Source organism: Herpetosiphon sp. (assembly GCF_003512625.1).
GTDB classification, from domain to species: Bacteria; Chloroflexota; Chloroflexia; order Chloroflexales; family Herpetosiphonaceae; genus Herpetosiphon; species Herpetosiphon aurantiacus.
On the sequence record NZ_DOPT01000043.1, the window covers coordinates 17,287 to 41,138 of the forward strand.

At 50.4% G+C, this 23,852-nt stretch carries 14 protein-coding genes; 2 read left to right on the plus strand and 12 right to left on the minus strand.

Annotated features, from left to right (window positions below; translation table 11 throughout):
* The 12 genes from DEF47_RS09485 to DEF47_RS09540 form a co-directional block, all read right to left on the minus strand.
* Nucleotides 1–947 (minus strand): serine/threonine-protein kinase (locus tag DEF47_RS09485; protein ID WP_287045106.1); only part of this gene is annotated, 947 nt, incomplete at its 3' end.
* Nucleotides 948–1,142: 195 nt separating this feature from the next.
* Nucleotides 1,143–1,766 (minus strand): class I SAM-dependent methyltransferase, encoded by a 624-nt coding sequence (locus DEF47_RS09490; RefSeq protein ID WP_012191003.1) that lies wholly within the window; start codon nt 1,764–1,766, stop codon nt 1,143–1,145.
* 368 nt (nt 1,767–2,134) lie between these two features.
* Complete coding sequence (locus tag DEF47_RS09495; RefSeq protein ID WP_012191002.1) at nt 2,135–3,322, minus strand: acyl-CoA dehydrogenase family protein; 1,188 nt, start codon at nt 3,320–3,322, stop codon at nt 2,135–2,137.
* Nucleotides 3,323–3,735: 413 nt separating this feature from the next.
* A complete protein-coding gene (locus DEF47_RS09500) occupies nt 3,736–7,221 on the minus strand; it encodes a tetratricopeptide repeat protein (RefSeq protein WP_012191001.1) in 3,486 nt (1,161 codons plus the stop codon).
* A complete protein-coding gene (locus DEF47_RS09505; RefSeq protein WP_012191000.1) occupies nt 7,218–8,456 on the minus strand; it encodes a GGDEF domain-containing response regulator in 1,239 nt (412 codons plus the stop codon). Before DEF47_RS09505 ends, DEF47_RS09500 begins: the two co-directional genes overlap by 4 nt.
* A 37-nt stretch (nt 8,457–8,493) precedes the next feature.
* Nucleotides 8,494–9,432 carry a carbohydrate kinase family protein gene (locus DEF47_RS09510; protein WP_012190999.1) on the minus strand — a complete coding sequence of 313 codons (939 nt, stop codon included), beginning with the start codon at nt 9,430–9,432 and terminating at the stop codon, nt 8,494–8,496.
* 25 nt (nt 9,433–9,457) lie between these two features.
* A complete protein-coding gene (locus tag DEF47_RS09515) occupies nt 9,458–10,762 on the minus strand; it encodes an SPFH domain-containing protein (RefSeq protein WP_012190998.1) in 1,305 nt (434 codons plus the stop codon).
* Between the two features lie 317 nt (nt 10,763–11,079).
* Nucleotides 11,080–12,687: a carboxyl transferase domain-containing protein gene (locus DEF47_RS09520; RefSeq protein ID WP_012190997.1), complete on the minus strand. Its 1,608-nt coding sequence runs from the start codon at nt 12,685–12,687 to the stop codon at nt 11,080–11,082.
* A gap of 54 nt (nt 12,688–12,741) precedes the next feature.
* Nucleotides 12,742–13,170 (minus strand): YkgJ family cysteine cluster protein, encoded by a 429-nt coding sequence (locus DEF47_RS09525; RefSeq protein WP_012190996.1) that lies wholly within the window; start codon nt 13,168–13,170, stop codon nt 12,742–12,744.
* 155 nt (nt 13,171–13,325) lie between these two features.
* Nucleotides 13,326–15,491 (minus strand): beta-glucosidase BglX, encoded by a 2,166-nt coding sequence (gene bglX, locus DEF47_RS09530; RefSeq protein ID WP_012190995.1) that lies wholly within the window; start codon nt 15,489–15,491, stop codon nt 13,326–13,328.
* A gap of 567 nt (nt 15,492–16,058) precedes the next feature.
* Nucleotides 16,059–18,380 carry a rhamnogalacturonan lyase family protein gene (locus DEF47_RS09535; RefSeq protein WP_012190994.1) on the minus strand — a complete coding sequence of 774 codons (2,322 nt, stop codon included), beginning with the start codon at nt 18,378–18,380 and terminating at the stop codon, nt 16,059–16,061.
* 367 nt (nt 18,381–18,747) lie between these two features.
* Nucleotides 18,748–20,208: a cellulose binding domain-containing protein gene (locus tag DEF47_RS09540; RefSeq protein WP_012190993.1), complete on the minus strand. Its 1,461-nt coding sequence runs from the start codon at nt 20,206–20,208 to the stop codon at nt 18,748–18,750.
* An 834-nt stretch (nt 20,209–21,042) separates the two neighbouring features.
* Here DEF47_RS09540 and panC point away from each other — a divergent pair.
* Nucleotides 21,043–21,873 (plus strand): pantoate--beta-alanine ligase, encoded by an 831-nt coding sequence (gene panC / locus DEF47_RS09545; RefSeq protein WP_012190992.1) that lies wholly within the window; start codon nt 21,043–21,045, stop codon nt 21,871–21,873.
* 342 nt (nt 21,874–22,215) lie between these two features.
* The gene (locus DEF47_RS09550; RefSeq protein ID WP_012190991.1) at nt 22,216–23,850 is read left to right on the plus strand and encodes a hybrid sensor histidine kinase/response regulator; all 1,635 of its coding nucleotides are present in this window, start codon (nt 22,216–22,218) and stop codon (nt 23,848–23,850) included.
* Nucleotides 23,851–23,852 lie beyond the last annotated feature (2 nt).

The window sequence follows — 23,852 nt, forward strand, 5'->3', positions numbered from 1 at the left end:
TGTTGATTGCTCAGCGGCGTTGGCGGATAGACCTGTGGGCTACTCGGCGATGTTGGCGCATATTGGGCTGGCTGATTTTGGGCAAATGGCGTAGCCGCAGCCACATTTGGCCGTGCACCATTACTCGCTTGCCGCAAGGCCTCGAAAAAAGCCGCCGCTGTTGGATAACGTGCCTCAGGCGTGCGAGCCAACGCCTTCATCAAGACATCTTCGACCGCCGATGGCATGGTCGGAATCAGATCGCTGGGAGCGCGTGGTGCACGAATAACCCGCGCTAAAAGCACAGCTTGGGCATTATTGGCGACAAATGGCATCTGTTTGGTCAGCATTTCGTAAGCCATAACCGCCAAGGCATAGAGATCGCTAGCAGCGCCAACTGTCAAGCCCTGAGCCTGCTCAGGCGACATATATTCCGGTGTGCCCATCACCGTGCCAACTTGGGTCAAGCCCGAATCGCTGCTCCCACCGCGAGCCAAGCCAAAGTCGGTCAAATAAACCCAGCCTTCAGGCGTGAGCATCACATTCGAAGGCTTGATATCACGGTGAATGACACCCTTGCGATGGGCATAATCGAGCGCCTTGCCAACTGGCTCAAGCAACTCCAGCACTCGATGAACCGACATTGGGGCTTCTTGCTCGATATTTTCCTTGAGCGTATTGCCCTCAATATATTTCATGACGATGTAGTAAAAGCCTTCAGCTTGGCCAACTTCGTAGATTGGCACAATATGGCTATGTTCAAGCCCTGCGGCGGCCCGCGCCTCTTGCTGGAACCGCGCAATATAGCTTTGATCAAACGTCATCTCTGGTGGCAACAATTTGAGCGCCACAGTACGATTCAGGTTTTCTTGGTAAGCACGATAAACCATAGCCATGCCGCCTTGGCCAAGTTTATCGACAATTTTGAAATGATTAAGCATGCGCCCAATCAACTGGGGATCTTGCATATAAAAAGACCTCACAATAACTCATTGTGTCGGCTCAGTCTAGACGATCTCAGGGCTTTTGTGAATAGTTGGGCTGGCTTGGCAAGCTGAGATTCTGCTGAGAGTATGTTGGCGCTTCTACGTGATTGTACATAGTGACGTTGCAAGCGCTGCAATTAAATGGTGATTGCTAGCACAATCTCTGCCAGCGTTCGCTTATTTGTGCCAGCTCAGCGTTAGCAAACGTGGCGCTTGATTGGCATCATCAGCATGCCAATATTCGTGCAATTGGCTGAGTTGTAAGCCGTGCTTCGTGGCAGCTCGCCCAAAATCGCTGATATGATGGGTAAATGCTGGAACTTCAATTTGACCGTGTTGGCCTTGAAAACGCGCCTGCGAGCCTTGATATTGGCGAAATGGATGCAGTTCGGAGATCAATAATTGACCATTGGGCATGAGCGCTTGGTTGGCTTGGGCAAAAAAATGATCGAGATCAGCTAAATGTTCAAGCACCAAATTGGTTACGACTAGATCGAAATAAGCCCTGGCAACTGGCCATGCTTTGGTTAAATCAGCTTGCTGAAACTGCACATGCTGAGCATTAATTTTGCTACGTGCTTGCTCCAACATGCCGCTTGAAAAATCTAGTGCCACAACTGCTGTGCCAATCGTGCTAAAAAACTGGGTATTTTTGCCAGTACCACAACCCAATTCCAAAATTGCTTGATAGTGGTGGCCTTGCAAAAGCTGCTGCATCACCTGTTGATCAAGGTCGCGAGTGCGGTTGCGATCGTTATCGTAGCTGCTGGCCCATTGGTTATAGGCCTGTTGAATTGACATTGCTTTGCTCCTGTTTTAGTGCCCTCGTGCCTAGTTTCATCCTTTCAAGGGTAGAATTTAGAATTGGTTGATCACCACCCTTCCGTCCCGCCTCAAGGCGGGAGACGCAGGGGGCTTTAATCCCCCTGCACCCCCTCAATCACAATTAGGGATTGAAAGGCATCCCCCGATGAACCACCAAATATGTGGTTTGTAGCGGAACTTCGCCCGCCGCAGTGGGAGAGTGGCTGGGGGTGAGGGCATCACTCAAGCCTTGAGCATAGCAGTGGCAATGATCTACAACATCGGCCCTATGATGCACTTTAAAGCCCAATCGCAGACCTAGTTGGCCTGCGATCAAAAGCTTGGAATAAATTATAAATTGTAATTTAGACGAAGGCTGGTACGCCGGTAATTTCGCGACCAACGACGAGCGTATTGATTTCGTTGCTGCCTTCGTAGGTATACACCGCTTCCATATCAGCAAAATGGCGGGCGATATGATTTTCGAGCAACAAGCCGTTGCCACCAAAGATTTCGCGGCCTAGGGCCACAATTTGGCGAGCTTTGGCTGAATTGTTCATCTTGGCCAGCGACGATTGACCATCGGTCATCAAGCCTTGGTCGCGCAATACGCTCAAACGCCAAGTGGTTAATTCCATCGCCACCACTTCTGCCAGCATTTTAACCAATTTTTCTTGAATTAATTGGTAGCCAGCGATTGGCTTGCCAAACTGTTTGCGTTCTTGGCTATAGCGCAAGGCCATTTCATAGGCAGCTTGGGCATGCCCCACGCCTTCCCATGCTACGCCAAAACGGGTGTTGGCCAACACAACCGCTGTATCTTTGAACGATCGTGCTTTTTCGAGACGATTGCTGGCGGGAATGCGACAATTTTCGAGCTTGATTTCGGCATTCCACAGGGCGCGTTTGGCAATTTTGCCATGCATCACGGTTGCTTCAAAGCCTGGAGTCCCTTTTTCGACCAAGAAGCCTGTCACTTGATTGGTGGCTTCATCGCGTGCCCAAACAATAATTACATCGGCAAACGAGGCGTTGCCAATCCAGCGTTTTTGGCCGTTGAGCACATAGTGGTCGCCCTCTAGGCGGGCAGTGGTTTGAATATGCGAGGCATCTGAGCCGTTATCTGGCTCAGTCAGGGCAAATGCCCCAATTTTTTCCATCGAAGCCAATTTGGGCAACCAATATTCTTTTTGGGCTTCTGAGCCACAATAATAGATGCTCGACATCGCCAAGCCGCTGGTTACGCCAAAAAAGGTACAAACTGAGCCATCAATTTTGGCCATTTCGGCAGCAACCAAGCCAGTTGCCACGCTCGATAAGCCTGGGCAGCCATAGCCCTGAATCGTGCCGCCACAGACCTTGAGTTCAGCCAACTTAGGAATTAACTCGAACGGAAATTCGCCCTTCTCCCAATATTCGTTGATGATCGGCTTAACTTCACGCTGCATAAAGCCACGCACCCGATCACGTACTTCACGCTCTTCAGGCGTTAACAGCAAATCAAATTGGTAGAAGTCCAAGGCGGGGTCGGCGGTGTGCTCTTGCATCGTCATTGATGGATTCTCCTTATATGATCTTGCGTCGGATCGAGGATGACGCACTGCGTTATTCACTATACCACACTTTTTGAAAATCAAAAGGCAGAAGTCAAAAGTCAAAAAATGGCAGGAATGAGGAGCTAGGGGCCAGGGATCAGGTGCTAGATAGCGAAGGATCATCCATCAAATCTGTGGCAAAAAAACAAGCCTTCGCGGCCTTCGTGTGCTTCGCGGTTTCAGTCCTTCGTGCTCTTCGTGCTCTTCGTGGATCAAGATTTTAACGCAGAGGCGCAGAGAGTATGGGCTATAGGCGATTGGCTATTGGAAGATCAATTTGTGAAATTCGTGCAATTCGTGGCAAAAAAACAAACCTTCGCGTCCTTCGTGCGCTTCGCGGTTTCAGGCCTTCGTGTCCTTCGTGGATCGGCCTACTGACCTAAATCGCGCAGACGTTCTTCGGCTTGTAAGCGCCAACGATCATCGGGGCTGGCTTGTTGGCTGATTAAGTGATAGGCTTCACGCGCTAGATCGATTTGGTTGGCTTCTTCGGCAGTTAGGCCTTGGTAGTAGCGGGCTTCATGAAAATTGCCATTCAAACTCAAGGCTCGTTCAAACGATTTAATTGCATCATTGGTGCGGTTTTGGGCGCGATAGGTTCGACCAAGCCAATATAAGGCGGTTGGGTCATTTTGGTTGCGCCGCACCGATTGATCAAGCGCTTCTTCGGCTGCTTGTAGGTTGTTTTGGCTGAGATAGAGCTTGCCTTGCAAATATAATGCTTCGCTATTTTGCGCATCCAATTGGGCGGCCCGACCATAATCGCTAATCGCGGCGGCCATTTGGTTTTGGCGCTCGTTGAGTTTGCCGCGCTCAAACAAGGCCCGCGCATCGTTTGGCCGATAATTCAAAGCTCGATCAAGCAAACGCCGCGCCTCAGCATCGTATTCGGCAGCTTGTGCTGGGTCATAGGCATAGCTGTTAATCGCCATGTTGCAATAAGCCCGACCAGCCCCAAACAAGGCTTCGGCATTATTTGGATCGGTCGCTAGCACCAAATTAAATTCATCAAGTGCCCGTTCATAGAAACCTTGCTCGACCAAGGCCTGGCCCAGCCAAAAATGGGCGTTGGTGCTATTGGGTTCGCGGGCGAGGGCTTGATTATAATAGCCAATCGCCACTTGCCACTCGCCCCGATCGGCGGCAGTACGGCCTAAACCAATGTAAGCAGGAATGATCGTCGAATCGTTATCCAAAATTTCGTTGTAGGCTGTAATTGCCTCATCAAACCGCCGTTCGCGCCGAAAACTCTCGGCTATGCCAAGCTGCGCTTCGATGTACACGCCATCAGCATCACGGGCAATCGCTGCGCGTTCTTGCTCGCGAGCTGCTTCAAAACGACCTTGCTCAAGGTAGGCTTGGGCCAAATAATGGCGTGATTCAGGCACATTCGGATTGAGCCGCACCGATTGTTCCAAGGCATCGGCGGCCTCGCTATAACGCCCAATCTCCAAAAATTCGCGGCCCATATCCTCGAAATTGCGTGGATCTTCGCCGCCAGCGTCGATTGCGCGTTGATAGGCCGCAACGGCATTATCTGGCTGGTCGAGATACCGCGCATACAATTGGCCTAATGCGAGATGCGCCTCAACGTAGCTGGTATTAATTTCAGTTGCAACTTGATAGGCTTTTTCGGCTCCTGCATAATCGCCACGGTTTTGGCGCAAGCGGCCAATCTCATAAGCAGCGCTAGCATTGCTGCTATCAACATTCAATGCCCGCAAGAAGATATCTTCAGCCGATTGATCTTGGCCTGCTTGGGCATAGACTTTGCCTAATTCAACTAAGGCTTGGCTGTTATTCGCATTCGCCAAAGGCAAAAGCGTCACTTCAGCATCGGCCAAAGCCCCAAGCTCGCGTTGAGCTGTGCCCAGGGTAATCCGTGCCCCAAGGTTATCAGGGCGATTAGCCACAATCCATTGTAGATAGGGCAAGGCGGCGGCCCATTGTTTATCGCTAACCTCTAAGCGAGCAGCCAAAATATAGCCAGGCGTAAAATTTGGGGCGGCAGCAATGGTTTTTTGCAAATAATCACGCACTGCTTGGTTGCGTTCTGGGCTTGGGCCTTCGGTATTAAAGCGCGTGATTGCCAAGCCATACCAGCCCTCAGGCCGATTGGCATTGAGTTCGCTGGCTTTGGTGTAGTAATCCATAGCTGTTTTTGGCGCACCCAAAATTCGATGCACCCGCCCTGCCTGAATTAAAATTGGATAATTCTGGTCTTGGGCTTTGGCGAGTGGATCGATCACATTTTGGGCTAATTCCAGCGGAGAATCATCGCCAAACATGCCATCCCACATGCTGCGCAGCCGACCTTTTTGCTCAAGCGAGGCTGAAATACCCTCTTCGGTCATCGCGACCGCTTGCCAATAGCGCACCTGATTGAGCAATTCAAAGGCTTGGCGCGAATGAGCTTCGTGCACCCGCCCTGATTCTGGCAAGCCTGCTGCATCATCACGGGCGGCAATTTGGCGTTGCTCGATCGAAATCGTTTCAAGTGTAACAACCGCACTATCAAGCCGTTGGCGCACAATCGTCAGGGTTTCGCGAGGCAATGGCGGCACAATCTCCAATTCCCACAGCGGCTGATCGCCATTGTTGACCAACTGGGCTACTTGAACCCGCGCTGTCATCAATTGAACCAACGGATCAGCGTTCGCATAGCCATTCAGATTATTGATGGTTTCGATCGCCTGCGCCAATTGATTCGCTTGTAATTGAGCCTCGACCAAGGCTAATTTGTTGCTGATGCCATTAGGATTGAGCTTGACCGCTAAGGCCAACTCACCAACCGCTACCGCTGGGTCAACCCCACGTAACGCCAACAAACCACGATTCAAATGCAGCGCCGTAAGATCGCTATTTGTGCCTTTGAGGCGTTCTTGAGCAGTGTTGAAGGCTTGAGTTGCCTCAGAAAAACGGCCTTGTTCTAGCAACACAACCCCAAGGTTATTCCAATATTCAGGTTTATCGGCAGTTTCTAAGGCTCGCCGAAAATCACCCTCGGCTAAGCTCCATTGCTCTTGCAGGGCGGCAATCGAGCCACGAATCCCCAAGAGCAAATCGGGGCGTAACGGCCCATCCACGGCATAGCGATCAAGCAAACTATTGATCGCTTGGATCGCTTGATCGTACTCGCCCATTTGATAGAGATCGATCACGACCAAAATTTCACCGAGCACGGCTTGGGCATTAAATGGCTGGTCGGCCAAACGATATACGAGTGGTAAACTCAAGCGTTCGCGTAACCCCAACGAGCGATCATGCGGCAAGGGTTGGCGTGGAGTCCAGAGCAATTGCGGCTCGATGCTAGCGCTATTGGCATCACCGCCAGCGACAATTGTGCCCCAAATCACCAGATCATATTTGGGCCGATCGGCTAAATTCCAAGCACTTTGGGCATCGGCAATTGGGGTTTTGAGCACAGCAAATTGCAAATCATTAGCACGAGCTTGCCAAGCCTGGGCCATGGTGGTGGCTGCGGCAAAACCTTCTTGGGCTGGTTGGCCTGCGCTGCTGGTAAATGGTGAGAGAATTACCCGTGCCCGAACAGTTTCAGTCGGTTGACTACCCCAAAAGCCCAGTAAGTTCAAACTCAGAAAAAAAGCAATTAAGATAATCAGGAAGAAAATAACCACGCCCATATTGCCGCGCGATTGAACTTCATCACGAATGCGGACTGCCCACGAGCGCTGGGTGCGCAAATCGCGGGCACGTAGGGTTGGAGCAATTGCGCCAGTCGGGCGGGCAGATGGGCGGCGCTGGCGAATTGCAATCAAGCGCTGCACATGGCCAGTGCGATACAAGTTATAGCCAAATAGCCCACACAACAAAATGACAAAAATCCATCCGATCATCGAGCCTCCAGCCGCACCAAGTGCAAAGCCAACGAAAGATACTCGTGAATAGGAATGGTCGGCTTCAAACCAGTCTGAATTTGAAGCTGGGCAAAACCTTGTTCATAGCTTGATTGATTAAGTTTTAGGGTAATTTGTGGCAAGCTCTGCCAACGTTCGGGCACATGCGGCAAGACATCGCGATAGCCCAACACCAAAGCATCGGGCATAATTTCACTATCGGCCTCGATTACAAATAATGATTGTTGTTGGAGCAAATCGCTCAGCATATCGACTAAGCCAACATCTTGGGCGATAACCCCAATTGTTGGGCCACGTTTGCGCCGATCTTGCTCAATCGTCTGTTTTTGCGCACGCCGATCAACCACATAGACGCTGCCAGTTTGTTGTTTGGCAACCCGCTTCATCTCGGCAGCGGTGCGACTTAGGTCGTGATAGGTTTGTTGCATATCTTCACGATGCAGCACCACGCCAACCGAGAGCGTCTGGATCGGCACAGGTTTGTTGCTACTATTGGGATCGTACAAGGTCAAAATCCGCTGATCAAAGCGCCGAATCAAATCTTCGCAGAGGGCATTGACATGTTCCGATGCCATAATCAGGGCAAAATCATCGCCGCCAATATGGCCAATAAATAGCCCTTCATCGTTGTATTCAGCCTTGATTTCCGTCAAAATTGTGGCCAACAGCTTGATCACCAAATCGCCACGGGCAAAGCCATAGCTATCGTTATAGGCTTTGAAATTATCCAAATCGAGGTACAACAAAGCAAAGGCTTGTTGCTGGCGCAAGCGATGGTTAACTTCTTCTTCGATCAAAATATTGCCGGGCAAGCCAGTCAGTGGGTTGAGCACAGGGCGGCGGGTTGCTCGCAACAATTGGGCGCGAACACGGGCCAGCAGTTCAGGCATTTGAAACGGCTTGACGATATAATCATCAGCGCCCAATTCAAAGCCAGTCACCACATCCTCAATCGCGGTACGCGCAGTGAGCACAATAATTGGAATATGGGCCAGCCGTGTATCGTTGCGCAATTGGCGAATCGCCTCATAGCCATCGATGCGCGGCATCAAAATATCAACAATCATCAAATCGGGAATTTGCAGTTGGGCCTTGGCTAACAGGTCGCCGCCATCGTTGGCAAGAGTAACCTCATACCCATGCTCAACTAAAATCAGTTCAAGCAATTGGCTTAGGGCTTCGTTATCGTCAGCAACGAGAATACGTTCAGGCATACTGTTCCCAAGGCAGCACCTAGCAAAAATACTAGGCTCAGATTAACAACTGGGCGTACAAACTCTCTAGGCTCAAATCGCGGCGCACGGTGTCGGGTGAGGCCACGGTTAATGCGGCGGCACTTGCTCCCAAGCGCACAGCTTCATCCAAGGTCAACTCATTCATTAGGCCAAATAAGACGGCTGCGGCCAAGGCATCGCCTGCTCCAGTGGCATCGACAACATCGCGCACCAAGGTTGGAATATGGCCATGACCATCGGCGGTGGCATAGACGAGGCCTTCACGGGCTAAAGTAATAATCGCAATTTCCACGCCAAGCCGCACTAATTCTTTGGCCGCTGCTGTCGCCTCGGCAGGCGAGGTCACCGGCAAGCCAGTTAATGCTTCGGCCTCACGCTCGTTGGGCGTAATCAAATACATCCCACGCAAACGATCACGGTAGCGACCTGCTAAACCATAGGCCACAGGCTCGAAACAGACTGGAATATCTTCTTCGGCACAAATTTGCAAAATCACATCGGCAGTTGCCCGTGCCAAATTGGCATCAATAAAGACTGCATCGGCTGCCCGCAATAGCTGCACGTTATCGTAAATATAATCGGGCGTTAATGCCCGCGCACAGTGGCTATCATCGAGCGCCGTATACAACAAGCCATTGCGATCGAGCAGCGCCAAATAGGCTGCCGAATGTTGATCCTCTAAAATCATCATGGCATCGGTATCAACACCAGCATCTTCAGTTTGTTGGATGATTAAGCGCCCAAATTCATCGTTGCCTACCGCGGCAATCAGGCTGCTTTGTGCGCCCAAGCGAGCCAAATTTTCAGCAATGTTGCGGGCAACTCCGCCAACACTAATTGTTAAACGGCCTGGATTCGAGGTTTTTTCAATCAATGGCTCAAGCAAACGCCCTTTGATATCCAGCCCTGCGCCACCAATAACCACCACGCGCCAATCTGTATCCAAATGTTCCATGCCAAATAACTCCCTCGCTATATGGTTATTCTTGTTCGATCAGATTGTGTTCGCGGTAGGCTTTACGTTTTTCGTGCTCATCGAGCGCCAGAGTCAGCAAATGTTTCAAATCATCAGGTTTCATTTCAGGATTATCAGCAATGATCGTATTCATCCAATCTTGCAGCATTTGCAAACTGGAAGCATTTTCAATTTCGTTGCGTTGACGTTGAATTTCCAGATCAGTTTCAGCCAATTTCTTGCGTTGATAGGCTTCAGCATCGGCCATTGCGATTGTGCGCTTAATTTCTTGCTCCGACAAACGATTAGCCGTTTGAATTTCCAGATCAGCCGTGATCGCCCGATAGAAGGCCTTAATTCGATCAGGATTGAGCACAACTTGGGTAATGCCAATATCGAGCACTTCGATGCCCCATTGTTGCACTTTTTCTTGCACCCGATTTTTCAATTGGGCGGCAATTTCGGCACGACGGGCCGAAATATCTGCCGGTGCCAGCTTACCATAACTGCGCTTTTCAGGATTATAAAAGGTATTATCGTGAATAATTGCCCGTAAATCTTCTTCAACATCGCGGCGTAATTGCGATTGAATCGCTTCGATCCAAAAATCGGCACTCATGCGCACTTGCATCACATCCATATTGCGCCGATCGGCAATTTCTTTAAAAATATGGTCGCGATTGGGGTAGTTGTAGGGTAATTTCAAAAAGCCTTCGTAACGCATTTCAACAGGCATGCTTGAACCATCGTCAGGAAAGCGCTGAATAATTCGCGATTGAGTATCGACGACAATTTTATCGACCGTATGCAGCGAAGCAGTATCAACCATTTCAACTTCAACATCGGTTTGAATATTGTAGGTTGGCATAACCGCTACGCCAACTTCGAGGGCTGGCACAATCGGCGAATGCAAACCTGGCGGGCGAATGATATGCTGATGATCCATGCGGCGTTGAATTAACAATACTTCGCCTTCTTCAACATGCTGACCAATGCGGGCAGTCATGGCCAAGAAGACCATATAGACCCCAGCCAGGAGCACGGGAGCACACATCAATCCCAGCAAATTGCCATTTAAGGCTTGTTGTCCAAGCAGGGCTGCACATGAAACAGCGGTAATACCAGTTAATGTGCCCAACATATTGCGCGATGATTCGCGTTGGGCGACTGAGCCGCGACTAAACGCCAAAAAAAGCCCAATCAGGACAATTAACAACAGGATTATCCCAACCAGACCTTGATTTGCTTGATATTGTGCTGGCCCAATATAGATAAATAAACAGCTTACCAGCAGGATAATCACGAGGACAGAGGGCGATAAACGGCTCATCGTTGGCCTCCCATGCAGTTAAGCCGCAAGCCAGCAGCAAGGCTCAAAACCATTAACAACTACTAACAACTACTGCGGCCTATTATACACGATGCTTGCAAGCAGCCGTAAGTGAGGCTAGGAACGAGCATTTACCAATCAAGCATGAAGTAAAGGGATAAAGGATGCGGCTATGGGCTATCGGAGTATTATTCCTGGAATTCGTGGCTAAAGCTAATCCTTTGCGCTCTTTGTGGTTTCAACACTTCGTGATCTTCGTGTCCTTCGTGGATCAAATTGCCCCCTCGATCCATGAATCAAGGGGGCGGCTCAGCGCATTACATTCGAAACACACCATATTTAACATCAGCTAATGGTGCGTTGGCGGCTGCCGATAAACCCAGCGCCAAAGCCATGCGCGTATCAACCGGATCAAGAATTCCATCATCCCACAGGCGAGCACTGGAATAATAGGGGTTGCCCTCAGCCTCGTATTTATCGAGAATTGGCTGCATAAAGGCTTGTTGCTCGGCCAAATTCATGTCTTGGCCTTTGGCTTGCAGGCCATCGCGGCGCACGGTTAGCAGCACGTTGGCAGCCTGTGAGCCACCCATCACCGAGATGCGACTGTTGGGCCACATCCAGAGTTGGCGCGGGCTATAGGCTCGGCCACACATGCCATAGTTGCCAGCGCCAAACGAGCCGCCAATCACCACGGTAAATTTTGGCACACGCGCATTGGAAACCGCCATCACCATCTTGGCTCCGTCTTTGGCAATCCCGCGTTGCTCGTATTCGCGGCCAACCATAAAGCCCGTGATATTTTGCAAAAACAGCAGCGGAATGGCGCGTTCGTTACAAAGCTCAATAAAGTGCGCTGCCTTGAGGGCACTCTCGGAAAATAAAATGCCGTTGTTAGCCAAAATGCCGACTGGATGACCATAAATGTGGGAAAAGCCTGTCACCAAGGTTGTGCCATAGCGGGCCTTGAATTCATCCAAGCGCGAGCCATCGACGATGCGGGCGATAATTTCGCGCACATCGAATTGTTTGCGCGTATCGGCGGGAATAATGCCATACAATTCTTGAGGATCGTAGCGTGGCGCCTCGGGCGTGCGCAGCGGCCATGGGTTAGCTTTGCGATGCTGCAAATTGGCTACAATCGAACGCGTGATTGCCAAGGCATGCTCATCGTTATCGGCAAAGTGGTCGGCCACACCAGATAAGCGGGTATGCACATCAGCGCCGCCTAAATCTTCGGCGCTCACAATCTCGCCGGTCGCTGCTTTGACTAAAGGTGGGCCACCCAAAAAGATCGTGCCTTGTTCGCGCACAATCACGACTTCATCGCTCATGGCTGGCACATAGGCTCCGCCAGCGGTACAACTGCCCATTACCACCGCGATTTGCGGAATACCCAAGGCCGACATTTGCGCTTGATTGTAGAAAATCCGCCCAAAATGTTCGCGATCGGGAAAAACCTCGGCTTGCAACGGCAAGAACGCGCCACCGCTATCGACCAAGTAAATACAAGGCAAATGGTTTTGCAGCGCGATTTCTTGGGCACGCAAATGTTTTTTGACAGTTAATGGATAGTATGTGCCACCTTTGACCGTGGCATCGTTGGCTACAATTAATACCTCAACTCCCGACACCCGCCCAATGCCAGTAATTACACCTGCTGCTGGCACATCATCTTCGTAGACTTGCCATGCGGCTAATGTGCCGATTTCGAGCCAAGCACTACCAGGATCAAGCAAACGCTCGATCCGATCGCGTACCAGTAATTTGCCACGACGTTCGTGGCGGGCACGCGCTTCGGCGCTGCCACCTTGGGCAATTTGCTGGGTCTTTTGGCGCAATTCAGCGCTTAATTGGCGATGAAAATCAACATTTTGGCGAAATTCAGGGCTATGGATATCGAGCGTACTCTGAATGATCGACATTGATCGTTCCTTATCACTAGACGTTCGCTGGGCACATGATACCGATGATCGCGCTTAAAACAAACCAACGCGAATCGTTTGCTCGCCATAGGGAAAATCGGGGTCATCGGGATACATGCCGTAGCGCGAGAAAACCCAAGCCCGCAAAGCATGTTCGTTATCGATCACGGCCTCGAAATGCGGTGGCTGATGCCGTTCGCAGGTTGCTACTTCATACTCAACGCAAACATTTGGGCGCTGCATATAAATTCCACAGCGGCTATCTTCCTGCAAATGTTCACATGGCAGGTCAATTTCTAATTCCCAAACCGATTGTTTGATTAAGCATTTGACTCCACGATGCAACACCAGCCAGCGCAGCACATCAAAATCCTCGCGGGTTTCGGGAGTATCAATTGGCAATACAAACGAGCGGCAACATAAACCACCACAACCAGCACAACTTGGCTGGCTCTGATTAAGTACATTCAAGGCAAGCGACATATTTTTGTTCCTTGTGGATGAAGTTAAACACTGGACAGATCTATTTTAATCCAAAAGAACATATTTAACCACGAAGGACACGAAGAGCACGAAGGCAGATTAATCAGTCTTCGTGGTTCTTCGTGTCCTTCGTGGATCGAAACTGGTTTTATGTTTTATGCTCGATGTTCTTTGCTCTTGGCTACTAATTCAAAGCTTGCCTGCAAACCACCAATGCTGCTTGGCGCAACCCAGAGATTAAATTCGCCTGGCTCGACGATCCGTTGCATGGCGTTGTTATGGAAACTCAAGTCAGCGCTGCTAAGTTCAAATGTTACAGTTTGGCTTTGGCCTGGCTCCAAATGAATTCGTTGGAAGCCTTTGAGTTCTTTGATTGGGCGAGTCATACAGCCAACCAGATCGCGAATATACAATTGCACCACTTCTGCGCCAGCATACTTGCCAGTGTTGGTCACCGTAGTGGTGATGCTAAGTGTGTCGCCAACCGCCAGTTTTTGGCTAGATAAACGCAAATTGCTATAGCTAAATGTGCTGTAGCTCAAGCCATAACCAAAAGCAAACAAGGGCCGATGATCAACATCGAGGTAGCTTGAGGTAAAACCACTCGGATCAAGCGGCGTGCCCGTGGGAATACTCGGTGCATCTTCGCTTGGTGGGCGACCAGTGTTTTTGCGATTGTAATAAATTGGCACTTGGCCGACGGTGCGCGGGAAGCTAATTGGCAAGCGGCCTGAAGGGTTATCCAAGCCAAACAGCAAATCGGCGAGCGCTGGGCCAGCCATGGTGCCAGGATGCCAAGCATATAAAATCGCCTGCACTTTATCCTGCAATTCGCCCAACACCAACGAGCGTCCAGCCATCACAACCGCAACCACTGGTTTGCCGGTTGCCACCAAGGCATCGACTAAGGCCAGTTGTGCGCCAGGTAAATCGATGAATGCGCGGCTATGGGCTTCGCCACTCAAGCCAGCATCTTCACCAAGGAAGGCAATAACCACATCAGCAGTTTGAGCCGCCGCGACTGCCTCGCCAAATAGACTTTGATCTAAGCTGCGGGCTTCGGGCAAGCCTTGGGCAAATTGCACCCGCTCGTCACCAAGCAATTCGCGAATCGCTTGTAATGGAGTTTGGCTATCTTCGGGCTTGCCATCGAATACCCAGCAGCCAAGTTGATCGGCGGCATGGTTGGCGAGCGGCCCAACAATTGCCACCCGCGTTTGTTGTGGGTTGAGCGGCAAAGTTTGCTGATTGCTCAATAGCACACAACTTTCTTTGGCAATTTGGCGAGCCAAAGCCAAATGATCAGGCGCAACGACTGAATCAGCCGCCGCAGCGTTAGCATACGGTTGATCGAACAAACCCAAACGGAACTTGATGCGCAACACCCGCCGCACAGCATCATCAATTAAATCGAGGCTGAGTGCGCCACTTTCAACCAACGCAGCCAGATATTCGGCGTAGCTGGTGCTGGCCATTTCCATATCGACCCCAGCCGTTACACCTTTCAAGGCAGCATCGCGCAAATCAGCGGCATAGCCATGGGCGATCATTTCGGCAACCGAGGCCCAATCGCTGACCACCATACCATCGTAATTCCACTCGCCTTTTAAAATTTGACGCAGCGTAAATTCGTTGCCTGAGGTTGGCACACCATTCAAATCGTGGAAGGCGCTCATCATGGTGGCCACGCCAGCATCGGCGGCAGCTTTGAATGGTGCTAAATAAACATCACGTAAGAGCACTTCGGGAATCCAAGCAGTGTTGTAATCGCGGCCATTTTCGCTAGCGCCATAGCCCACATAATGTTTGGCACAAGCAGCAATCGCATCGGGGGCGGTCAAATCGTCGCCTTGAAAGCCTTCGACCATCGCCACACCCATCAAACTTGAAAGATAGGCATCTTCGCCACAGCTTTCGGCGATCCGCCCCCACCGTGGGTCGCGTGAAATATCGATCATCGGGGCAAATGTCCAGTTGATCCCAGAGGCCGAGGCTTCGCGGGCGGCAATCCGCGCGGCTTCGCGCACAAGCTGAGGATTAAACGAAGCAGCCTGGCCAAGTGGAATTGGGAAGATTGTGCGAAAACCGTGGATCACATCGCGGCCAATTAACAGCGGAATGCCCAAGCGTGATTCTTCAACGGCAATGCGCTGAATCTCGTGGGCATCAGCATCAATCACATTTAGAACCGACCCCAAGTTGCCTTCGCGCACCAGTTGCTGCTGGGTTTCGCCAGTGCCATGAAGCTGGCGCATTTGGCCAATCTTCTCGGCAAGAGTCATTTGGGCCAACAATGCTTCGATTTGTTGCTCATACTGCATATTCGTTTGTCCTCATTGAGCCGAATGACTGTCATAGTCAAGTCGGCAATTGCCATTCGACAGCCCAGAAATGGCAGTTGCCACGCATGCAGGATCGGTTTTTGGGATTTGGGACTAGGAATATTTGGTTGAAATTACTGTTTTTATCTCCGGTAACGTTTCCGGTATCGTTAACGGATATTCTGTAAGCGCTTGCAATTGTGCCGTTAAGCATAAACTCTGTCAAGTTGGTAACAAGACTGAAAAAATTTGCCCTCACCACTGAATTTACAAGGGTAGATTTTTAACCATGATTGGGTGAGTTGCATCGTCGATTGGCGTTCCCTCGCCCCCTGCCCCTCTCCTCACAAGGGTAGGTTTTAACAATCATGGGGTTGGATTCACCGTCGCTGTTCATGCCCTCACCCCCTAGCCCCCTCTCCCGCACGCGAGGAGAGGGGGAACCATCCCATCATGCCATTGGTATGCCCCTCGCCCGCCGCAGTGGGAGAGGGGTTGGGGTGAGGGAACTATCAAAGGCCGAGGAATTTCCTCGGCCTTTGGTGCGTGATTTTGGGCTAGATCAATTTAGCGCAAGTAGATATTCGGTTGCGGTGGATTGCTCATGCCATCGCCCAAGAAAAAGCTAGGATGCGGTGGTTGATTGTAGGCGGTGTTTTGCCAAGCAATTGCCACTCGATATTGGGCATCGTGCATCAAGGTGAAGATGCGGCGGTTGGTGCTGGTGCTAGTTGAATAAATCCGCAGCGCGGTGTTATCGCTGGTGCGCCAAATCACCTCTTCGCGCCAATCGCCCAAAATATCGCCGCTGAGCGCTGGGGTCGATTTAGTGCTGTTGTTGGAGCTAACATTGCTGCCAGTCAGCAAGCGCGTATCGCCTGATGTGCCATATTTGTCGATACGGGTGGCATCAAGCAATTCGCGCATTGGATCGCCATCCCACCAAATCAAGAAGTTGGTTGCTGATGGTTTGCGGCCAAGAGTTGCCCCGCTGACGCTACGCAAATTGCTATCCATCGATGACCACGATTCAGCGCCCGGGCTGCCCGACCAAATATCGCCCGAAACGCCGCGCCCATTATCGCCACCTGCCGCTGTTTGCCACAAAATTTGGCCTGTGCGGGCATCGGCAAACCACGAGCTAGGCTTTGATGAATCCTCGCTGACTTTGAACACTTCCAAGCCAGCCCGACTTGGGTCAAGATCGCCGACGTGCATCGCATCGCCATGACCATTGCGAGTGTTCCACAGTGGTTGGCCATTATCATTAATCGTCATGGCTCCGAAGATAATCTCATCTTTGCCATCTTGATCAACATCGGCGATCGAAAGGCCATGGTTGCCTTGCCCAGCATATTGGCTGCCCGACACATTGCTATCAAACGTCCAACGCTTGGTCAAACTGCCATTGCGGAAATCCCAAGCGGCAATTACGCTGCGGGTGTAGTAGCCACGGCTCATAATCAGGCTCGGGCGTTGACCATCGAGGTAGGCAATTCCACCCAAAAAGCGATCAACGCGGTTGCCATAGCTATCGCCCCACGACGAAACCGTGCCCCGTGCAGGATCATAATTGACGGTCGAGCGAATCACGCCCGTTTGGCCATTGAATACCGTCAGATATTCGGGGCCAGAAAGAATGTAGCCGCTGGAATTGCGATAATCGGCGCTGGCGTTGCCAATCACGGTGCCAGAATTATCACGCGTGCCATCGGCAGTTTTGGCGGCAACTTCGGCCTTCCCATCGCCATCCAAATCGTAGACCATAAATTGGGTGTAATGCGCCCCAGCCCGAATATTACGGCCCAAATCGATGCGCCATAAACGGGTTCCGTTCAATTTGTAGCCATCGAGATAAACATTGCCAGTATAGCCAGATTGCGAATTATCTTTGGAATTGGTTGGATCCCATTTCAGTACAATTTCGTATTGCCCATCGCCATCGAGGTCGCCGACGCTGGCATCGTTGGCGGTGTAGGTATAGGCCACGCCATCAGGTGTCGTGCCACCAGCCGGAATTTGCAAGGCCACATCGAGATAGCCATTGGCAAAATTGAGCGAGTTTTCTGAGGCAGTTTGTTCAACGCCATCGATCACAGGCCGCACGGTGTAAACGCTATTGGCCGCCGCGCCGCTATCCAAATAACTGGTAGCATTGGTAATTGGGCTGGAATTAACTTTGGTGGTGCCACGATAGAGGTTAAAGCCAATCGCGCTAAGATCAGTGCCAAACATGCGCCAGCTCACAAAATTATTGCTGCCTTGGCGCACGCTGATGATCCCGCGATTGAGTTTTTCCATTTGGCGGCCTGTGGTTGTGCTTGGGGTGGCCGTGGGCACGCTGGTTGGTGCACGCGTTGCCGTCGGCACGCTGGTTGCCGCATTTGTTGCGGTTGGTATGCTAGTCGCAATACGGGTTGCGGTTGGCACACTGGTTGGCGTGCGCGTTGCCGTTGCTGCTGGAGTGGTTGCCGTAGGGCTAACGCTACCGCCACACACAACACCATTGACCGTAAAACTGCTAGGCACGGCCAAACTACCAGTCGTGGTAGCGGTAAAGCCAAAGCTTTGGCTGCCACCAGCGGCGATGTTGGCATTCCAATCAACATTTTTGGCACTAACTTGCGTGCCACTTTGGGTAAAGGTTGCATTCCACATTTGGCCAATTTGCTGGCCGCTGGCGGCACTCCAAGCAACCGTCCAGCCGTTGATCGCGCTGGTTCCGGTGTTGCGCACCACCACATCGGCTTGAAACCCGCCGCCCCATTGGTTGGTAAGCGCATAATTAACTTGGCAACTTAGGCCACTTTGGGCATTGGTATTGGTGTAACTAAATGTACTCAGTATTGTTGCAATTAATAGCAGGCATATTCGCCAGCGATAGTTCATGGTTTTGGTGCTCCTTTGTAACGTGGGGATCGGTTGTTGGGGATAGGGGATCGGGACATTGCTTAATCGTGAAGCATACGAAGAACATTGGCGATAGTGTAATGGTTTATCGCCTGAACAACCGCTAGCGTTCCCTCACCCCCTGACCCCCTCTCCCGCACGCGAGGCGAGGTGGAACGGCTCCAGGCATGCGCCCCTCGCCCGCCGCAGTGGGAGAGGGGCTGGAGGTGAGGGAATGAACCATTACAGCTATAGAATTACTGAATCATTGGAATTCCAAGCATATTCCGATAGCCAATAGCCATATTCACAATGTTCTATGTTCTATGCTCTATGTTCTATTTCCCGATCCCCAGCCCCTAATATGCTACTTCGCTCCTGCGCCAGCTTGGACTGAACTGCTGAGTGAGCTAGCAGCTTCGGCGCTATAGCTGTAGGGCGGCGTGAAGGCAACGCCAGTACTAATTTGATCGCCGCTGGTGTTTTGGTAGAGATTGCCCACCGCCTTGAGATCGCCATCGTGCAAGCGGTGCGGCGTGTTGACCCCAATGAAGGCATTATTTTCGAGCAACACTTTGGATTGATAGCCTGAGCTAACACAATAATCGTTGCCAGTGGTGGTGTACAAATTATTGAATACGTGAATTTTGCCGAAGCGCGTACGTGGCATGCGCTGCATTGCCCCACCAAACCACCAGTTATGATGGAAGGTCACGTTCAATTTACCGCTATCGGTCGAGGCTGCATCGTCTGAGCTACCAATCAAGTTCGAGAAACGATGCTCTTTGTTGGTGGTATAGCCGAATTTGCTCCACGAAACCGTAATGAAATCAGAGCCATTGTTAATGTCGAAATTGCCATCTTGGCCATTGGTAATCGTCAAGTGGTCGGCCCAAATATGGTGCGAATTGCTAATCCCCAAGGCATCGCTTCCAGCGCGGCAGTTATCGTAGCTTGAGCAGCTATTGCCGTTGATCGCAAAATTTTGCAAAATAATATTTTGAGCGCCTGAGATTTTGACATTACCTTGGATCAAGGCTCCATTGCTGCCGATAATCGTTTTGTTCGAGGCAACCGTCAGTGTGCCTTGCATCGTACCCGAGAACTTGATAATCATGGGCGATGACGATTTGGCGTAGTTTTGCAATTCAGTAAAGTTGGCTGCGGTAACTGTGCTACCACCAGTGCCGCCAGTAGTTGTGCTTAAGCCCGAACCAGCAACCGTGGCCCAGCCAATCAAGCCATTGCTGACTGGTGGATTGGTTGGAACGACGGTAGCCGTGGCAATTGGAGTACGGGTAGTAGTTGCCACAGGGGTGCGCGTGGCGGTTACAGCTGGCGTGCGGGTTGCAGTGGCAATTGGAGTACGCGTGGCAGTCGCGGCTGGCGTGCGGGTTGCGGTTGGGCTAACACTACCGCCACAAACAACGCCATTGACCGTAAAGCTGCTGGGCACGGCCAAGCTACCAGTCGTGGTAGCGGTAAAGCCAAAGCTTTGGCTGCCACCAGCAGCGATGCTGGCGTTCCAATCAACATTTTTGGCACTGACTTGGCTGCCACTTTGGGTAAACGTCGCATTCCACATTTGGCCAATTTGCTGGCCGCTGGCAGCACTCCAAGCAACCGTCCAGCCGTTGATCACACTGGTTCCGGTGTTGCGCACCACCACATCGGCTTGAAACCCGCTGCCCCATTGGTTAGTAAGCGTATAATTGACTTGGCAGCTTAGGCCAGTTTGGGCGTTGGTGATTGGGCTTTGGATTGCGCCAATCAAGGCAGTGGCTAAGCCGGTGGCAATAACCCAACGTCGGGCAATTGATAATTTCATTGGTAAACTCCTTGTAAACTGGCTGTTGGGGATCGGTTGTTAGGGATCGGGAAATGAGAGAACAAACAGCAGCGAACATAGCCCTGAATTCTAGACCCTGAACCCTACAATGCTTAATACACTTTTGAGACCGCTCCCAACGACAACTGACATCCAAGTATGTTTCGATCCCTAGCAACCACGTTGCAACGCTGCGGTGCATCGCAACAATTGAATTAATCGGCAAATTATTAACAATCATTAAAAATCATGCCTAAAAAAAGAGTGAGCTGAATAGGAGGAATAATGAAATGACAAGATACATTATTCAGCGCAAATCGAACCAAATCTTAGAAATAATGTTCAATTCATTATTTCAAAGTCAGTACCAGCATGAATAAATTAGACAATCGAATGATTAATTCAATCAAAATCTGAGCCAAGCTTAGGTTAATTTAACCAAGAATGATTCTCAATAATTCTGACTAGGCTTGAAATAATCATTTTTTGTCAGTTCATTGTTTAACAAATTGCATTCATAGAAACTTATTACAATCATTGGAATACTTCTATATTCATGCAAATTTGTTCATATGCGCATGATGCTAACATAGTTAAATAATTAACGCAACTTAATTTTTTAGATTTTTTTAATAAAATATCCAGATCTATAGCATACCGATAGCGGCAATTCAGCAAGTTTCAATCAAAAAGAGGCATTTCGTGGTATCTGAATGTTAGGAGGAATTTGGTATAAATTAATATTTCCCGTTACAAAACTGCCAATTTGGCGCTTTCGCCTAGATTGAATTAAGATATTTGTTAGCAAGCGTTTTTGTGGATAAGGAACGAACCATGCAGGTTGTAACAACGATTGAAGAAGTTCGGGCGGCGCGTCGCCAGTGGGCTGAGGTTGGTTTTGTGCCAACCATGGGCTTTTTGCATGCTGGGCATTTAAGCTTAGTTCAACAATCCAAAGCCGAAAACGGGGTAGCCATCGCCTCGATTTTTGTCAATCCCACGCAGTTTGGCCCCAACGAAGATTTTGCCAGCTATCCACGGGATACGCCGCGCGACCTCGCCTTGTTGGAAGCAGCTGGTTGCGATTTGGTCTGGATGCCTAGCGTCGAGGAAATTTATCCAGCGGGATTTAGCAGTTATGTGGAAGTTGAGGGGGTTACGGCTCCGCTTGAGGGTGCTCGCCGACCTGGCCATTTTCGCGGTGTAGCCACGGTTGTGACCAAACTATTTAATGTCGTTCAGCCAACCAAAGCCTATTTTGGCCAAAAAGATGCCCAGCAAACTGTGGTAATTCGCCAATTTGTGCGCGATTTAGCCATGCCTGTAGAAGTAGTCATCGCCCCGACGATTCGTGAGGCCGATGGTTTGGCGATGAGCAGCCGCAATAGTTACCTGAATGCTGAGCAACGTGCCGCAGCTCCAGTGCTATATCGAGCGTTAACAGCCGCTCAAACCGCCTATGCCGCAGGTCAAACCGATGCTGAGGCTATTCGCCAATTGATGTTGGAAACGCTGGCCCAAGAGCCACTAGCCCAAGTCGATTATGTTAGCATCGCCGATCCGCGCAGTTTACAAGAACTAACCACGATCGATCAACAGGGCGTGTTGGTATCGCTAGCCGTGCGCATCGGCAAAACCCGCTTGATCGATAATTTAGTGATGTAACTTGGGGATCGGGGAAAGAAGCCACACAGATTTTAACCACGAAGCACACGAAGCACACTAAGGCTTTTTATCCTATAAGCTTAGTGCTCTTCGTGTTCCTTCGCGGTTAATCCAGCACAATCTTTTGCCTTTGGCTTTTATTTTCATCCTTCATCCTTTGCTCTATGTTCTTTTTGCCTTTTGACTTCTGCCTTTTGATTTTCCATCTTTGCTCTATGTTCTATACTCTTTTGCCTTCTGCCTTCTGCCTTTTGACTTTTCATTCGTCCTTGCGTTCTACGCTTCTCTGTCGTATGATTTTGGCGAGAATCTCCTTGTTGAGCATTGTAGAACGGCGAGCCTATGGCAAGTGGTCAAGAAACGATTCTAGTGATCGACGATAGCGAAGCAATTCGGGTCAAACTTCAGGCTCAATTGCGTTCGCTGGGCTATCAGGTCGTGTTGGCTGAAACTGGGCGAAATGGGCTAAACGCGATTACCCAACATCATCCGCACCTCATTTTGCTCGATTATCAGCTGCCTGATACCACTGGGTTGGATTTGCTGCGTAAGCTGCGCACCGATGGCAACACCGTGCCAATTTTGCTGATGACTGCCGAAGGTTCCGAACGCATCGCCGTAACGGCCTTCAAAATGGGCGTGCGCGATTATTTGATCAAGCCTTTTGAGCCGCAAGATGTTGCTCAGGCGATCGATCGGGCGCTGCGTGAGTGGCGTTTGCAACGTGAAAAAGAAATTTTGCTTGGTCAATTACAAGGCCAAGTGCGCCAATTAACGGTTTTGCATCGGGTTGGTAAGGCGGTAACTGCCCAACTTGATGCCAGCAATTTGCTTGAACGAATTGTTGAAGCCTCAGTTTTTCTTTCGAATGCCGATGAAGGTTTTGTGCAATTAATTGATGATAATCAGTTGGTTGTGCGAGCCTCACACAATATTAACCCATTGCATTTGCGTGAGCTAAGCAAACATACCGATTATGAATTGGCAACGCGCACAATTAAAACCAACAAACCAATTCGGATCAATTCCGAGCGCGATGGAATTCGGGTGCAAGCCAATTATTTGGCCCAAGCTGTGCTCATGGTGCCGTTGTTGGTGGGGACTGAAGCCTTGGGCGTGCTGACCGTGGCTGCGACAACCCATCGCCGCAATTTTGATGAAGGCGATGAGCGCTTGATGCAGATGCTGGCCGACTACGCCTCGATTGCCTTGCACAACGCCCGCACCTACAGCGCACTGCGCGAAACCCAAGGTCGCTTGGTTGAAGCTGAAAAATTATCGGGCATGGGGCGCATGGCGGCTTCGCTAGCCCACGAAATCAACAATCCACTGGCGATTATTCGCTCAGGCTTGGAGTTGGTGGCGCAACAACACACACCTGGCACGGCGCTTGGCGATTTGGTGCAAGGACTGGATGAAGAAGTGGCGCGGATTGCGCGGTTGCTCTATACCTTGGTGAATTTCTATCAGCCCAATAACGATGGTGTGCCGCCTGATCTCAATCATTTGATCATTTCACTGATGCACATCACCAAACCACAACTTGATAAAGCCAATGTTAAACTGTATCAGGAGTTGGCGACCGATCTGCCAGCGCCAAACATTAGCAGCGATGCTTGTAAGCAAGTTTTGATCAATTTGGTGCGCAATGCGATTGATGCGATGCCCGATGGCGGCAAATTGACCATTCGCACGGCCCATCAAAAGGGTCAAATTTTTGTCAATGTTGAAGATAGCGGAATTGGGATTCCGCCCGAACATCGCGAACGTATTTTTGAGCCATTCTTTAGCACTAAAGGTGTGACGGGAACGGGGCTTGGGCTTTCAGTTGTTTATGGTATTTTGCAACAAGTTGGCGGCGCAATTTCGGTAGAGAGCATCGTGGATAAAGGCTCGAACTTTACCTTGCGCATTCCGGTTGCAGCCCAACGCAGCCAATCGCCCGATCTTGATTCCGATGAATTGTTGATTGGTTAATC

What these genes read in the sequence shown, in the direction of transcription:
- DEF47_RS09550 (WP_012190991.1), top strand. Translation starts at nt 22,216, where the DNA reads ATGGCAAGTGGTCAAGAAACGATTCTAGTGATCGACGATAGCGAAGCA.
- DEF47_RS09510 (WP_012190999.1), bottom strand. Translation starts at nt 9,432, where the DNA reads ATGGAACATTTGGATACAGATTGGCGCGTGGTGGTTATTGGTGGCGCA.
- DEF47_RS09505 (WP_012191000.1), bottom strand. Translation starts at nt 8,456, where the DNA reads ATGCCTGAACGTATTCTCGTTGCTGACGATAACGAAGCCCTAAGCCAA.
- bglX (WP_012190995.1), bottom strand. Translation starts at nt 15,491, where the DNA reads ATGCAGTATGAGCAACAAATCGAAGCATTGTTGGCCCAAATGACTCTT.
- DEF47_RS09495 (WP_012191002.1), bottom strand. Translation starts at nt 3,322, where the DNA reads ATGACGATGCAAGAGCACACCGCCGACCCCGCCTTGGACTTCTACCAA.
- DEF47_RS09500 (WP_012191001.1), bottom strand. Translation starts at nt 7,221, where the DNA reads ATGATCGGATGGATTTTTGTCATTTTGTTGTGTGGGCTATTTGGCTAT.
- DEF47_RS09490 (WP_012191003.1), bottom strand. Translation starts at nt 1,766, where the DNA reads ATGTCAATTCAACAGGCCTATAACCAATGGGCCAGCAGCTACGATAAC.
- DEF47_RS09535 (WP_012190994.1), bottom strand. Translation starts at nt 18,380, where the DNA reads ATGAACTATCGCTGGCGAATATGCCTGCTATTAATTGCAACAATACTG.
- DEF47_RS09540 (WP_012190993.1), bottom strand. Translation starts at nt 20,208, where the DNA reads ATGAAATTATCAATTGCCCGACGTTGGGTTATTGCCACCGGCTTAGCC.
- DEF47_RS09525 (WP_012190996.1), bottom strand. Translation starts at nt 13,170, where the DNA reads ATGTCGCTTGCCTTGAATGTACTTAATCAGAGCCAGCCAAGTTGTGCT.
- panC (WP_012190992.1), top strand. Translation starts at nt 21,043, where the DNA reads ATGCAGGTTGTAACAACGATTGAAGAAGTTCGGGCGGCGCGTCGCCAG.
- DEF47_RS09520 (WP_012190997.1), bottom strand. Translation starts at nt 12,687, where the DNA reads ATGTCGATCATTCAGAGTACGCTCGATATCCATAGCCCTGAATTTCGC.
- DEF47_RS09515 (WP_012190998.1), bottom strand. Translation starts at nt 10,762, where the DNA reads ATGAGCCGTTTATCGCCCTCTGTCCTCGTGATTATCCTGCTGGTAAGC.